This window comes from Paenibacillus sp. J22P169 (assembly GCF_059691995.1).
Genome location: NZ_JCAUAO010000002.1, coordinates 798,928 through 814,635 on the forward strand (window position 1 = coordinate 798,928; position 15,708 = coordinate 814,635).

11 protein-coding genes are annotated in these 15,708 nt (G+C 45.2%); 10 read left to right on the plus strand and 1 reads right to left on the minus strand.

The window, feature by feature from the left end:
• Window positions 1–5 precede the first annotated feature (5 nt).
• Window positions 6–1,049 (minus strand): zinc-dependent alcohol dehydrogenase family protein, encoded by a 1,044-nt coding sequence (locus AC58QG_RS17535; RefSeq protein WP_497363399.1) that lies wholly within the window; start codon window positions 1,047–1,049, stop codon window positions 6–8.
• Between the two features lie 128 nt (window positions 1,050–1,177).
• Between AC58QG_RS17535 and AC58QG_RS17540 the strand changes: the two genes are divergently transcribed.
• From AC58QG_RS17540 to AC58QG_RS17585, 10 genes are all read left to right on the plus strand, one after another.
• A complete protein-coding gene (locus tag AC58QG_RS17540; protein ID WP_497363400.1) occupies window positions 1,178–2,065 on the plus strand; it encodes a LysR family transcriptional regulator in 888 nt (295 codons plus the stop codon).
• A gap of 142 nt (window positions 2,066–2,207) precedes the next feature.
• Window positions 2,208–2,633 carry a MerR family transcriptional regulator gene (locus AC58QG_RS17545; RefSeq protein ID WP_497363401.1) on the plus strand — a complete coding sequence of 142 codons (426 nt, stop codon included), beginning with the start codon at window positions 2,208–2,210 and terminating at the stop codon, window positions 2,631–2,633.
• A gap of 17 nt (window positions 2,634–2,650) precedes the next feature.
• Entirely contained in the window at window positions 2,651–3,898 is a 1,248-nt protein-coding gene (locus tag AC58QG_RS17550) for an MFS transporter (RefSeq protein WP_497363402.1), read from the plus strand.
• A 294-nt stretch (window positions 3,899–4,192) separates the two neighbouring features.
• On the plus strand, window positions 4,193–5,656 hold the full coding sequence (locus AC58QG_RS17555) for an RICIN domain-containing protein (protein ID WP_497363403.1): 1,464 nt from the start codon (window positions 4,193–4,195) through the stop codon (window positions 5,654–5,656).
• Between the two features lie 210 nt (window positions 5,657–5,866).
• Entirely contained in the window at window positions 5,867–8,329 is a 2,463-nt protein-coding gene (locus AC58QG_RS17560) for a carbohydrate-binding protein (RefSeq protein ID WP_497363404.1), read from the plus strand.
• Between the two features lie 190 nt (window positions 8,330–8,519).
• Entirely contained in the window at window positions 8,520–10,340 is a 1,821-nt protein-coding gene (locus AC58QG_RS17565; RefSeq protein WP_497363405.1) for a cache domain-containing sensor histidine kinase, read from the plus strand.
• Entirely contained in the window at window positions 10,337–11,947 is a 1,611-nt protein-coding gene (locus tag AC58QG_RS17570; protein WP_497363406.1) for a response regulator, read from the plus strand. The genes AC58QG_RS17565 and AC58QG_RS17570 overlap by 4 nt, the downstream gene beginning before the upstream one ends.
• 98 nt (window positions 11,948–12,045) lie before the next feature.
• Window positions 12,046–13,458, plus strand: a complete 1,413-nt coding sequence (locus tag AC58QG_RS17575; protein WP_497363407.1) for an extracellular solute-binding protein — start codon at window positions 12,046–12,048, stop codon at window positions 13,456–13,458.
• A gap of 59 nt (window positions 13,459–13,517) precedes the next feature.
• Window positions 13,518–14,387 (plus strand): carbohydrate ABC transporter permease, encoded by an 870-nt coding sequence (locus AC58QG_RS17580; protein ID WP_497363408.1) that lies wholly within the window; start codon window positions 13,518–13,520, stop codon window positions 14,385–14,387.
• A gap of 5 nt (window positions 14,388–14,392) precedes the next feature.
• Window positions 14,393–15,706 (plus strand): carbohydrate ABC transporter permease, encoded by a 1,314-nt coding sequence (locus AC58QG_RS17585; RefSeq protein ID WP_497363409.1) that lies wholly within the window; start codon window positions 14,393–14,395, stop codon window positions 15,704–15,706.
• Window positions 15,707–15,708: the final 2 nt, after the last annotated feature.

The window sequence follows — 15,708 nt, forward strand, 5'->3', positions numbered from 1 at the left end:
CCTTGTTAGTATTTGGTGATAACCGTTACGCCAACACCCGCATAGTTGTTCATTTCCTGGAACGCCGCGTTAATATCGTCCAATGCAATTTGTTGCGTAACCAGCTTGCCTGGTGCCAATTTACCGCTCTCCACCATTTGGAGCATTTCACGGTATTCTGGAACTGGCATACCTGCGGAACCGACCAGTGTGAGCTCTTTTAACAACAATAAATTAACCGGAACAGGTGTCATTCCGCCTTGCGGGTTATTGCTTACGCCGAGTTGAAGATGACGGCCGCGTTTAGCTAAGCTCATGATCGAGTTAACAAATGTGTCTTGGATGCCAAGGGCTTCGATCGATAGGTTGGCCCCGCCTTTGGTAATTTCCATGATCGCTTGCGGTGCGTTCACTTCTTTGCTGTTCACGGTCGCGACAGCGCCCATTTGCTTCGCAAAATCGAGTTTGTCATCGGCGATATCAACCGCAATAACGTTCGCACCTGCTGCGGTCGCGATTTGGATGGCGGACAAGCCGACACCGCCGGAGCCAAATACGGCTACCCATTCGCCTGAACGGACCTTGCCTCGAGAAACAACGCCGTGGAAAGCGGTCATGAATCGGCAGCCCATTGCGCTTGCAGTGAGGAAATCAACGCCTTCTGGCAGATGAAGCAGGTTCAAATCCGCATTCGGAATGTGGATATATTCGGCGAACCCGCCGTCAAAATGAAAGCCGACCATTTTCAAATTGTCACATAAGTTGTGGTGCCCAGATTGGCAATGCGGGCATATGCCATCTCCTTGATTGAAAGGGACGATAACGCGGTCGCCTTTTTTGAAATTGCGAATATCTTTACCGACTTCTTGAACAATGCCGCTCATTTCGTGACCTAGTATATGTGGGAATGATTTAATAGCGCCCAGTCCTCCGTGCCATCCGTGCAAATCACTGCGACAAATGCCAGTCGCCTCTAATTTTAAGATGACACCATCAGGAGTAAGTGTAGGATCTGCAACCTGTTTGACCACCAAAGGTTCGTTAAATGCTTCTAGTACAGCTGCTTTCATAAGGATCATCTCCTAGTATGTGTTGTGTGAACTTCGTCCTTATTATAGAAATGCATATTGATATTGTATAATACATAATAAATTATGAGTTCATAGCTTTGAGTCTATATAAAAAGGAGGAATGTGTCATGGAGCTGCTTCAATTACACTATTTTCAGACCGTTGCAAGATTAGAACATATGACCAAGGCCGCAGAGGAACTCAAAATCGCACAGCCCTCGCTCAGTAAGACGATTTCCAGATTGGAAGAGGATCTCGGTGCGCCGTTATTCAATAGGCTGGGGCGTAATATCCGGTTAAATCAATTCGGCAAAGTGTTTCTTATACGTGTGGAGCGGATATTCCGGGAATTAGAAGAAGGAAGAAGAGAAATTCGAGATATGGCAGGCTTGGAGCGAGGGAGCATCACGCTGGCTGCATCGTTAACGAGTATTCTACCGGAGCTATTAGGCGATTTTCTAAGCCAGTATCCGAACGTACATATCCGGCAATTACTGGAACCAACAGCAGTCATCAAGCGCATGTTAGAAGACGGAGAGATTGACCTGTGCATCACAACCGCACCGGTTGAGGGATCTGATATGGCGTGGACTCCTCTTCGAACCGAAGATTTTTATGTTGTTGTACCAGAGAACCATCCGCTTGTTGGCAGAGAAAGCGTCTCATTGATTGAGCTGAAGGATGAAACATTCATCGGTTTGCGAACGGGATATTGGTTTCGCAGCTTGACAGACAGCTTGTGTATGCAAGCTGGATTTACACCGAATACGATGCTTGAGGTGGATGAGGCGGATGCAGTCGTTTTGCTTTTGAGAAAAGGACTTGGTATCATGTTTGCACCTGAGCTGGCCTGGCAAAAGCGGGCACATTTAATGCCCCATAGGCTGAGAATTACCGACCAGGGCTGTACGGTAACGACCGGAATTGCGTGGTCAAAGAAGCATTATTTATCTCTCGCGGCAGAGAGGTTCCGTCAATTCGTTATCGCCTATTTCGTGAATATGGAGACGCAATAGGCATAGAAAGCGAGCAGCTGCGCATAATAAGTCTCTAAAATCTGGACGTGCATGGTCGTTCAAAAGTTAACGTTGACGTTAACGTTCAAACGGATTATGATAATCACATCGAGAAGAAAACTAGTTTGAAGGGAGTGTTTAGATGGATAAATTTAAAATTGATGACGTGGCCAAAGAGAGTGGATTGACCAAGCGAACGATTCGTTACTACGAGGAAATCGGAGTACTGTTTCCTCCAGAACGTAGTGAGGGAGGCATGCGCTTATACACTCGCAAACATATCGAAAGATTGAATCAAATCGTGAATGCCCGGGATATTCTTGGATTTTCACTCATGGAAATTCAGGATTTCGTAGCCATTCGCGAAAAGATGGACGAACAGAAGCAAGTCTATTGGAAAACCGAGGCAGCAGAAGAAAAGCTGAAGCAACTGCGAGAAATCAAAGTCATGGTCGACCAACAGATGGCGATGGTAGATCAGAAACTCTCCAAGATGGCTGAGTTTCGCAAGGAAATTGAATATATGCAGAAACGCGTCAATGATGGTATCACTAAAATGACAACATAAAAGGAGTCTTCTGGGACATGCAACCAACAGCTACGAGTAAGGCCAATACGGCCGCACAAGCACATCAGAATACACAGAAAGTTAGTATGTTTAGTCAACCGAAAGCGGTATGGGCGGTCGTTTTCGCCAGTATTATCGCTTTCATGGGTCTCGGTCTTGTTGACCCGATTTTGCCCGCTATTGCTAAGAAGCTACATGCTTCCCATAGTGATGTCACTTTGTTGTTTACAAGCTACAATGCCGTCATGGCGGTAGCGATGTTGATCACAGGTGTCGTCTCGTCCCGTCTAGGCATCAAGAAAACTCTGCTCGCTGGAATCATCATCATTGCACTGTTCTCAGCATTAGGTGGTATGTCAAATGGGATTTGGAGTCTTGTTTGGTTACGAGGGGGATGGGGACTCGGAAACGCGCTATTCGTCGCTACAGCCTTGTCAGCCATCGTATCTTTATCCAAAACAGGCGTCGCACGTTCCATTATTTTGTTCGAAGTAGCCGTCGGTCTGGGGATTTCCGTAGGCCCGTTGCTAGGTGGGGAGCTTGGGGCTATCTCCTGGAGAGGTCCATTCTTCGGAGTAGCGGGTCTTATGGTCATTGCCTTCTTTATGATCTTGTTTATTATGCCCAAACCACAAACGCAAATTCGCAAATCCAAAGCATCGTTAGCGGACCCGTTCCGCGCTCTGAAATTCAAAGCACTTCGTACATTCGGAATCGCAGCTTTTCTTTATAACTTCGGATTTTTCACCCTGCTTGTATACGCTGCACTAGTATTGGGGAAATTAGGATTGGATGAGCACCAGCTTGGTTACGTTTTCTTGGGCTGGGGACTTATGCTTGCCTTTACATCTGTCTTTACAGCGCCGAAGCTGCAGAAACGCTTTGGAACAGTGCCTTCCATGTGTGTTCAACTGCTTTTGTTCGCTGCTACTTTGTTTGTCATGTCCATTTGGACAACAGATAAAACTGTCATTATCGTTGCCGTCATCATTGCTGGAGCATTCCTAGGCAATAACAATACCTTAATCACGACCGCGGTCATGAACGCAGCACCTGTCGAACGTCCAACAGCGTCGGCCGCATACAGTTTCTTGCGTTTCATCGGTGGAGCCATCGCCCCATTTCTGGCAGGAAAGCTAGCTGAATGGTACAACCCGCATATGCCGTTTATCGTCGGTGGCGCATGTGTTGTTGTGGCTGTCATCTATCTTTGGATGAATCGCCAGCATTTGAAGCACGTGGATGAAGTTGAGAGTGCGCATTAGAGGATGAAATGTTCGGAGAGCCCGCTAACCAGCGAGGCTCTTTTTTGTTCTAGGCAATTTCTCTGGATGGACAAGCAAAATGTTCAGGAATATGCCAAAAGTGGCTAATTCCATTGTTCGAATTGTTCATAGAACTTGTAATAATTCACTATGAAACAGCCCATGAATCCTCTAACATTAGCCTCAGTTGGATATGGAATGGGGGGTGAGCATAAGGCTGCAAGCTGGATGTCCCAGTATGATTGAGGTACCGATTGTCCGATTGTCTTAGACTAGAACGAAAGGATGAGAGCCGTGTACGTTCATTCCAATGAAAAATACGCAGGGAAGTTGCTGGTTATCGGTTTGATTATTGCTTTATTCATGTCATTGTTTTTGACCACACAAAAGGCTGAAGCTGCAAGCGTTACCATTCCAAGTAATGGCGTTCAAATAAAGGATAGTGCAGGCAATCTTTTGCAAGCACATGGCGGTGGCATCATTAAAGTAGGATCTTATTACTACTGGTTTGGTGAGAATAGAAGCGGAGACAACTTAGTCGCTTGTTACCGCTCAACGGATCTCAAAACATGGGAATTCCGCAACAATGTACTCAAGCATTCTTCAGCTCCTGAGCTGGCAACAGCCAATATTGAGCGGCCTAAAGTCATTTACAATGCTTCTACAGGTCAATTCGTTATGTGGATGCATAAAGAAAATGGCGTTGATTACAGCGAAGCCAGAGCAGCAGTTGCTTACTCTTCCACAGTTGATGGCAACTACACCTGGCAGGGCAGCTTCCAACCACAAGGTCAGTATATGTCTCGAGACGACACCTTATTTGTGGATGACGATGGCTCCGCGTATTTCATTTCTTCTGCTAGAGAAAACTTAGATACGCATATTTATAAGCTTTCTTCGGATTATCGATCTATTGCCTCCTTAGTTCAGAAGGTTTGGGTTGGTGCACAACGGGAAGCGGCGGCGATGTTTAAAAGGAATGGTGTCTACTTCCTCGTGACCTCCGGAGCAACCGGCTGGGCGCCGAATCAAATGAAATATGGGACAGCAAGTAGCATCGCTGGTACATGGAGCGCACTTAGCAATGTCGGAGACGGCACATCGTTCGATTCGCAGCCAGCCTATATTCTCCCTGTTCAAGGCACTTCTACAACATCCTATCTTTATATTGGGGATAGATGGGCGGGTGCGTGGGGCGGCATTGTGAATGACTCGAGGTACGTATTCCTACCGATATCGTTCCCTTCGAGTACATCCATGAGTTTAACGTATTATGATAAATTAACGATTGATACGGCGACAGGGACGATTTCGGGATCGAATTACAGCATTAATTCAACTACGAATTATAAGATACTCAATCGAAATAGCAATAAGTCACTAGCCGTTAGTGGCACGGATAAAACACTCAGTGCAGCGCCAATCCAGCAGTTTACGGATACGACATCGCTCTTCCAGAGATGGCAATTCGTGAAGAAAGCGAATGGCTACTACAGTATTATAAACAAACAAAGCGGCAAATATATGGATATCAACGGTCAGTCCACGGCAGATGGAGCAACGAACATTCAATATCCAAGCAATGGCGGTAAGAATCAAGAATGGCTGTTGGTTGATCTAGGAAATGGCTATTATGCAATCGAGAATCGCAATAGCCGTAAATTTATGGACATCAGTGGAAGCTCTACAGCGGATGGCGGACAGAACATTCAATATACGTGGAATGGCGGCAATAATCAGCAGTGGACGATTAATTAAATAACGTGAAGCGAGGAAGGGAGCGATCCCTTGCCTCGCTCTTTTTTATTTCTTAGGATCTTCATACCCAATGCTTAAGATATTCACTTAACCTAACTGCGTTAACCGTTTAGTATAAAACTTAGGAAGTATTTGGAAGTGAAAGGAGGTATATTACCTTTAATGTAAGCGCTTAATAAATAGAAGGAGTGATAGACCTTGATAACCTGGATGAAGAAAAGAACCTGTTTGCTTATTGCCTCGGTAATTATGCTAAGCATAGTAGCCCTGCCTGTCCAACATGCAGAAGCAGCGCCTATTCCTGAGACTGTCACCTTTTCGGCCCAATCATCTTTTAGTAGTACCCAAGGAACAGGAAGCTGGTACGCGATGAAGAAAACAGGAAGCACGTATTCCTATTTAAGTCAGTATGATGCGACTACACCTGCAAAATGGAAAGAAGCCTCAGGCTATCCATATGTGAGAGATGGTTATTTTCACCCGGAAAATACATACGATGCCGTCAAGAAATGGGTAGCTCCGCAAGCGGGAAACATTTCGATATCAGGCACGGTATTCAAGGTAAACGCGAGCAGCAACGGCGTCGTGGCTAAGATCTTCAAGAATACGAGCCAGCTGTGGAGCGCTGCGGTGACTTCAGCCGCTGATGTGAATCCGACGGGAGTAGCGGATATTCATGTAGAAACAGGGGATGTACTTTATTTCGTTGTGAATGCAAACGGCAGCATGACTTCGGACGAAACGAAGTGGTCCCCTGTCATCACGATGACGACAGCGATCAAAATCGAAGGCGAGAGCTATGACAGCATGTCAGGCGTCAGCACAGCTGCAACCAGCGATATTGGTGGAGGACAGCAAGTGCAGAGCTTTGATGCGAATGATTATTTTGTATTTAATAATGTAAACTTTAGTGGCGGATATAAGACATTGGAGGCGAGAGTCTCTTCGTTAACGACAGGCAACAAGTTTGAGCTCCGACTAGATAGCCTAACGGGACCAGTCATTAGTACATTTACTTTGGCGAATACAGATAGTCTTTCTAATTTCGAAACACAGACATGGGCGATCACAGGAACGGCAACAGGTGTACATCATTTATATGTAAAAGGTGTTTCGGGCAGCGGAATTGCGAATATCAACTGGTTGAGGCTTACGAATAACAATCCGCGTGGAGCTACTATGCCATTCACGACATATGAAGCGGAAAGCGGTACGCGCGGTGGCGGGGCAACGCTCAATAACGATGCAACAGTGAAGAAAGAGGCTTCCTCCGGTAAGAGTTATGTCCATCTGGATGCTACAGGTGAAAATGTGACTTGGACAAATGTAAGAGATGCCAATCGACTTATGCTTCGGTATAGTATTCCGCAAAATACAAGCGGTACTTTGGCTCTCTACGTGAACGGAGTCAAGAAACAGGATGTATCGCTCTCTTCCACATTTAACTATGATACCTTCAAACCATCCTATGTAAGAAGCTTTGACGATAAAGATATTGCTATCGAGATCAATGCCGGCGATACGATTATGCTGCAGAAGGATTCAGGTAACAGTCTGGCCTGGTATGGGATCGATCTCATTGATCTCGAGACGGCACCTCCGGAGCTTACTATTCCTGCGAATTACATCTCCGTTAAATCTGCGCCGTACAATGCCGTAGGCAATGGCATCGCCAATGATACAGCTGCGATCCAAAGTGCTGTCAATGCAGCGGCAGCACAGGGGAAAGGTGTATGGTTCCCGGCAGGTACTTACAACCAGAATGATAAAATTCAGGTGCCAAGCGGGGTCAATATGAAAGGCGCAGGCATCTGGTACTCCCACTTGCATGCTACGGTTCAAAGCACGGTCTGGGGTGGCGAAATTGGCTTCATGATCAACAACAACACGACGGTTTCTGATTTGAGGTTCAGTGGTGTTGATACACAGCGAGACTCCAGATACGGTATTGTGATTACAACACCAAGTGGAGCTGGACAAAATAATGTGCTTCAAAATCTCTGGGCGGAGCACATGGGTTGTCTAGAAGGCTGGCAGGATTGGACGAATTCCAAAATTCAAAATGTAAGACTTTATAATACCTACTTCGACGGCATTCACTGGGGTGATGGAGGAAACTCGGGCAATAGTGCTGTGAACAATTTTATGCGTGGACTAGGCGACGATGGTGTTGCACAAGTGAACTTGATCAATTTCCCTACTATTGCTCAAAATAATTTGGCTCAGTTTAATACGATTATCGCTAACTATTGGGGAAGAGGTATGTCCGATGTTGGTGGTAACAGTCTTATCATGCGCGATAATATCATAGATAGCACGTATCAAGCTGGGATGATTATTACGACCGAACCGGTGGAGCCCACCAAGGATTCCTATACAATCAATGGTCTGAAATTCCAACGCAACACGATTAATAAAGCGGGTCATTCCGGCCATAATCACGCGGGCATTCACTTTTGGTTAAATGTAAATCCCATGTTGAATGTCAGAATAGAGTTGAATGCCATCCTAAACGGTGAAACCGAAGGAATTCATATTGATAATACTTCTTACGGAGACAGCGGTGGGCGCACGCAATTCAACTTCAATACAGCCACTGGCAACGCAGGGGCGAACTATACGAATGCGAATTCGTTGGTCGTACCAACATTAAATGGTAATACAGGTTTTTAAAAGAAGAACGCGAAATAAGAAGGACATGCGGAGCTTGATTTCCCGCATGTCCTTCTGGCGTTATACCGAAGATTGATTGATATTTTCACATCAATCCCTTTATTATTTCATAGTCTTCGAGGCAGCCCTTAGGCGAATATAGTAAGATAAGGAAAATGGTGAACGCTTTTTGCGTAAAGGAGGCTTCTTATTGAAAGCGATAACAAATTTTTTTCTCGTTCGATTCATCCAACGATCCATCTATCGTAAAATGCTGCTTTCCTTTTTTTCAATCAGCGTTCTGACCGTTTCCATTCTCGTCACTGACTTTTACTTTCGAACGGCGCCAGATCTGAAACGACAGTCTGTAGAGACGACGGAAAGGTTGACACAGCAGTCCGCGGCTACGCTAAACGTTTACTTAAACAATGTTCGCAACTTTTCATGGAACTACTTTGGAGATGCTGCATTTCGGCAATTCGTGCTTCATTTGGGGAGTGATCCCGATGCGCTCAGTACGTATAGAGGAAAATTTACCCAATTCGTATCAGATAACCCCATCGTATCATCCGTTATCGTGACAACACTAGACGGCTTCGCCATGCGAACAGGGAACTGGACACCGGACACGCCACAAGAAGATCGCAAGAAGCTAATGAATCTAGCCATTGAAGAAAATGGGAAAGGCATATGGGTCCCCTCTTTAACCTATCAGATTGAATCGAAGACTTCTGTAGGGACCTTGACTTTCGCGCAGGCCATTCGAAACATATCTGTCAGTTCTCCAGGACCCGTCATTGGTGTCATGATGTTCGACATGTCTTATCTTTCGCTGAAGCAATGGCTCCAGAATGTGGAAGGTGACGGTTTGAATCGCACGTATATTGTCAATGCGATTGACGGCAAGATCGTATTTTCCAATCATGATCATGAGGACGGCCAGCCACTTCTGAATGCCGCACAATTAGAAGAAATAAAGGATTCTCAAGGTGGTCATTTCTACGGAAAGAATGACAAAGGCGATTCTCTTGTGGTTTATAAAAAGCTGACGAATACCGATTGGATGCTTGTCTCAACATCATCAATGAAGGCGCTCAATAAGCCCGTTAATGATTTTACAATGCGAACGATCATCATCGGTTCCTTAAGCTTACTCGTTTCCATGCTATTGGCAAGTGTGTTCTCATCGCGAACCATTACGCCTTTGAAAGAGCTAAGTAAAGGAATGAAGGCGATTGAAGGCGGGAATTACAAGGTGAGTCTGCCCATTCGGAGTCAAGATGAAGTGGGCTATATTAGTGCTTCGTTCAATCGGATGGCGCGGGAAATCAATCATTTGATCATGAAAGTATACGAGACGGAGCTCGTTAAGAAGAACGCGGAAATCAAGACGTTGCAATCGCAGATTAATCCCCATTTTCTTTATAATACATTGGGCATTATCGACAGCCTTTCTTCGATTGAAGGAGATGGCCGAGTATCGTATATCAGTCGTTCCTTAGCAAGAATGTTTCGTTACAACATAAGCGGTGAAGATATCTCCACGTTGGAGGCGGAAATTCAGCAAATCCGATTGTATTTGTCGATTCAGAAAATTCGGTTTGATACACGCTTTGATTATTCGATTTATCTGGAGCCTGGCCTCGAATCGATCGCCATTCCCAAAATGCTGTTCCAGCCATTGGTGGAAAACAGTATTCTCCACGGGATTAGCCGAAGCTTAGAAGGTGGTACGGTTAGGGTGGAAATCATCCGGGACGGCGAGGACAAAGTGCAAGTCCGCATTTGGAATAATGGCATCCCGATTGATCCCGAGCGGCAAGTCTGGCTAAGAAGACTGCTTCAGGAGAAGTCCAAGAATGGCGAGCCTTATGTCGAACGCACTTCGATTGGCTTATTGAATGTCAATACCCGAATTAAATTGCTTTACGGTGAGCATTACGGGCTTGATTTTGAAAGCAGTGAAGAACTAGGGACGGTATTTACACTAACGATACTGCCGACTTTGCCTCAAGGAGGAAAAGAGGAATGAACATTATTGTGATCGATGATGAACCGATTATCCGACAAGGTATTATTCATAAAATTCGCCAATCGGGATTGCCTATTGTCGTTGTAGGGGAAGCCGGGGATGGCGTAGCGGGTGTTGAGTTGGTTCGCAGGCTGCAACCAGATATCGTAATTACGGATATTCAAATGCCGACCATGAATGGTCTGGCTTTCATTCGACTTGCGAAGGAAATTGATCCAAAGACGGATTTCGTTATCTTAAGCGGATTCGATGATTTCGATTATGCGAAACAGGCGATTCAGTATGGGGTAAGCGATTATTTGCTTAAGCCTCTTGAGAACGAAGAGTTGTATGACGTGTTAACGAAATTAATCGAGAAAAAGAATGCGGAGAATAACGAGGTCCAAATGTATATGGAGCTCAAGTCTTTGGAAGAATCGAGCCGTGAAACTGTTCGGCAGCAAGTGTTGACGCAATTCCTACAACAGGGAGATTCCATCATTCAAGACAGCGCACTTAAGGAGCTAGAGAGCGCATGTACGTTATACACCGCCATCGTTCTGCAGATTGCCCCGTTCGTACTTCCACATCAATCCTTTATGGAAAGTGAGGAAGAGCTGCTCCTTTTTGCCGTCAAAAATATTGTTACGGAACGAATAGGCTCTGTTGGGATGCACGGTGTATTAGTACATCATGCTTTGCATAGGTACGAAATCGTATACATACTAGGTTTTGTTCATGCACATGAACGGTCGGTCATCCAAGCAGCATTAGAGGAAATTTCCTACGGGATTCGGACGTATCTGAAACTAGACATGACGATTGGCATCGGCCCCTTTACCGATAAATTTGCAGGCATTCAGGAAAGCTATCGCGAGGCGAAGCAATTAATTAGAAACACGATTCTGCATGGGAAAAACCGCGTTTATCAAACGAATAGGGCGGCAGTCCACACACCTAATCGTAAATCGATTGTAGGGGATGAGGATGAGAAGCTTTTGATCGCTTGCTTAAAAAGGTGGGAGTCAGAAAAGATCCATCGCTGGATCGAACGTCGTGTGGGGGCAATCGTGCAAGATCCGAATTCCGACTATATTCAATTGGAGTGGTTCTGCTTAGATCTGTATTTATTGTTCCATAAATATCTCATGGTTCACTCTCAAGATTCAGTATGGACCATTGGAGAGCTGGATGATCTTAGACAGTGGTTAGAGCAGGTTACGGATTGGCATGAAATCGTAGAACGCATGAAAAAGTTTGCGAGCAACATCGTTGCCTTGCTCTCCAAATCGGACGAATCAGCAGGGAAAGATATGATTGAAGCGGTACGCCTATACATCAATTCGCATTATCAGGAGTCATTAACGCTCCAGACGATTGCTGAACGGTTCTATATTCATCCTAATTATTTCTCGAAACGGTTTAAGGAGAAGTGTGGAGAAAGCTTCATTGATTATTTAACCTCCGTACGAATGAAAGAAGCTGCCAAGCTGCTTAGAGATACAGAGCTGAAAGTACAAGAGATTGGTGAACGAGTGGGGTATGAGGACTCCGCCTATTTCGGCAGTGTATTCCGTAAGGCCCATGGGGAAACACCAAAGCAGTATCGTGAGCGCAGTATACCTTAAGAATTTCATATGAATAGCTTAGGATATTCGCTTAAACTCAAAGGCTGTACAGCCTAAAATAAGACATGTAAGGAGAAATTAACGAGGGGGAAGTAAGTATGAAGAAACAATTCAGGGTCTCTGCCGCAATCACTTTACTAGCGACATTTTCGATAACAGCCGCCGCATGTGGTGGTAATAGCAGTACGATTAGCACGTCAACTTCACAGCCCACGACCTCAGTGGTGAGTCCGAGTGCAGCAGCGACGGCTCAGCCAACGAAAGCAGCTACCGTTGAAATTACGGTTTGGGATAAACCGCATGCCGATGAGGTTACCAAGCCTTTTATCGAGCAGCAGTTTGCCGCCTTTGAAGCGAAGTATCCGAACATTAAGGTCACACACATTGAGCCAACGAAAGAAAAAGAACGGGAGCAGTTTATGACAGCCGTAGCTGGCGGAGGTCAACCGGATGCCTATCGGTCTGCTTACCCAGATATGGTCTCCTACGTTTCGCAAGGAATTGCCGCAGATATCTCCGAATTGTGGAATGCGAATCCCGATAAAGCTAATTATTTGCCCTCATCGTTGAACGCTGCCACCTTCAACAATAAGGTTTATGGTGTACCCAACGAAATGTACGTGACGGGGCTTCTGTATAACAAGAAATTGTTCGCAAACGCGAAAATGGATCCGAAGGTTGCTTTAAAGGATTGGAACTCATTCGGTGAAGCTGTACAGAAGCTGACCGACCCTGCCAAAGGGGTTTATGGCTATGCCATTCTAGGTATGGACTGGGCGGATTGGTTCTTCGAGTACTATGTATGGCAAGCCGGCGGCGATCTGACAGAGAAACAACCGGATGGCACGGCTAAGCTGACATTTACCTCAGACGCCACCGTAAAGGCGTTACAGTACTACAAGGATTTAAAGTTTAAATACAAAGCAACGCAGAAGAATGTCGTACAAAGCTTTGATGACAACAATAAAGACTTCTATACCGGGCATGCAGCATCAATGGTTGGAGCGTCGGATTCTTTCAGAAGCTTGTTGCCAAAAGGGATGGATATCAATGATATCGGATTCTCACCACTCCCAGTAGGACCATCGGGCATTAGTCCTTCGCAGGTTGGCGGCAACTATTGGATTCTGAATCCGAAGGCATCCAAGGAGAAGCAACAAGCTGCTTTCACTTATGCTAGCTTCTTTACCTCCAAAGAATATGGCGAAAAGTATCTGTCGTTCCTGAAAGGCAATGGTATTTTCCCGAACCTTCTCACCGTACGTAATGATGTGGATGTAGCTAAATATGTTGAAGGTCTGCCAGCCGATATCGTAACGAATGTAAGAGCTGCAGCCAAAGATACACATTTGGAATATTTCTTGAAATCTCGCTTAAGCCCTTATATCGTCAAGCCGATCCAAAAAATATTGCTAGACGAGAGCGCGGATCCACTGACGGAGTTGAAAATCGCCCAGGAGCTCGCGCAAAAAGAAGTGATTGATAAGTTTAACGCAGAAGTAAAAAAATAATAGCGATCGGGATCCTCTAATCAGAGGGTCCCGAGATAATCTTGGGGTGGAAGAGCTGCATGACAAAATTTTTGAGAATCCGCTGGATGCCCATTCTTTTTCTATTCCCATCTGTCGTCTGTTATCTCCTGTTCAAGTACTACCCGCTATTCAGCATGATCTACGTAAGCTTCTTCAATTACAGTGTCATTGATCCGCCAGGTAAGTTCGTTGGTTTCTCCAACTATACGGAATTTTTGACTTCCTCAACGTTCTGGCAAGCTGTATCGAATACCTTCATTTTCTTTGCCCTCTTTTTAGTCCTTACCTTTTGGATTCCAATCGTTCAAGCTTTGTTGTTAAGTGATATTCGGAAAGGAAATGCCTTCTTTCGCTTCATGTACCAATTGCCGACAATCATGCCAGCCGTAGCTGGGGTACTAGTGTGGAAATGGATGTACAACCCTGATTTCGGTTTGCTCAATTATTGGCTTTCGTACGTAGGACTTGGACCTTACCTATGGTTGAATAACCTTAATTTAACGAAGTTAGCGATTGTTCTCCCTTCTGTTTTCGCAGGTAATGGTATCTCCTTGCTCTTGTATTATTCAGCGATTAAAGCGATTCCAACAGAGCTATTGGAAGCAGCGAAAATGGACGGAGCTAATCCGTGGAAACGTATCTGGACGATGCTGCTGCCGAACATTCGGTTTATTATCGTCATTCAGTTCGTTGCGTTCATGTCCGGCGTTCTCTTAGCCTATGACAATATTTATGTCATGACACAAGGAGGACCAGCGGGAAGCACGACCGTGGTATCGATGTTAGTTGTTAATACAGCCTTTCAGCAATCGCGATTTGGTATTTCGGGCGCCATGTCCATGTTTATGTTTATCATTATTGCTTTGTTAACTATTTTGCAAAATAAAATCTCAGCAGAAAAGGATTGAAGCCGATGGCACGAACCAAAGTTGTGGAAAAAGGACAGCGGTCTTTAACCTTTACTGCCTACGCCGTGACGATTTTCTTTGCGATTACAGCCTTAATTCCAGTTCTGTGGATGTTAACCTCCTCGTTAAAGACGGATAAAGATATCGAAACCTATCCGCCCAAATGGGTGCCGAGCATCCTTCGTTCCATCGAAGTAACGCTTGATTATACCGGGATGCCAGGGATGGATCAGGTTGCTTATGAGAAGGATGCGATGAAAGCCACGTGGTATCCTTGGATGAAAAATATTCGGGAGAACATCGGCGTCATCAAGGTATCGGGCGTTCGCGATGGGAAACAAATCTATCAAGCCCAAACTAATTCTTCTTCCTTCCGTGCTGGTCAGCCGATCGTAGTTCCGTCAACCCTATTTTCTAACGAGATGATGGATCTTAAGCTGCCCATTATTCAGGAAAAGAAGCTATCTACATTCACTTCTTACGGTGAAGGCAGCAAGAAAGCTGCGACGACTGCGGGTATTGCTGAAACGGAAATCCCTACGAAGCTGATGGAATTTTATCAAGTTTCTCCTTTTGTGAAGGGAAAAGTGACATCGATTACGGATCAAGCGGCGTGGAGTCGTATGTTCGACAGTTACCTTTCTTTGAATAAAGTGGCACAGGATACTGCTGGATCACTGGGGTTTTTCAAGTATTTTCTCAATAGCGGCATTGTGACGCTCTCGACTGTCGCCATTCAACTTGTTTTAGGCGGCTTAGCTGGCTACGCACTCTCGCATTTGATTCAGAGCCGCAAATGGCAGTTTATTTGGCTCATGTTTTTCCTTGGGACGATCATGATTCCAGGCATTTCGCTTATTTTACCGCTATATTTGTTGATGAAAGATTTGGGATTAATCAATTCGCTGCTGGCTGTAATTTTGCCACACTCGGCATGGGGGATTGTCATTTTCCTATTCAAAGGCTTCTTTGATCAGTTGCCCAAAGAACTCATGCAAGCTGCCCGAGTTGACGGTGCTTCTGAACTCCGTACATTTTCACAGATCGTCATACCTATGTCCATTCCGATTTTTACAACAGTCGGCGTGTTGACATTTATTCCAGTTTGGAATGAGTTCGTGTGGCCGCTCGTGGTCAACAACTTACCGCAATATTGGACCTTTACGGTGGCTTTGAACGATTTGCAGAATAAGACCTTTGTTCAGCAAAATATGGTCATGGCAAGCTCATTACTTTCCATGATTCCGCTATTTGTGATTTTCATCGTGTCACAGAAGTACATCGAAAAGGGAGTAGCCTTCTCAGGCGTGAAAGGGTGATG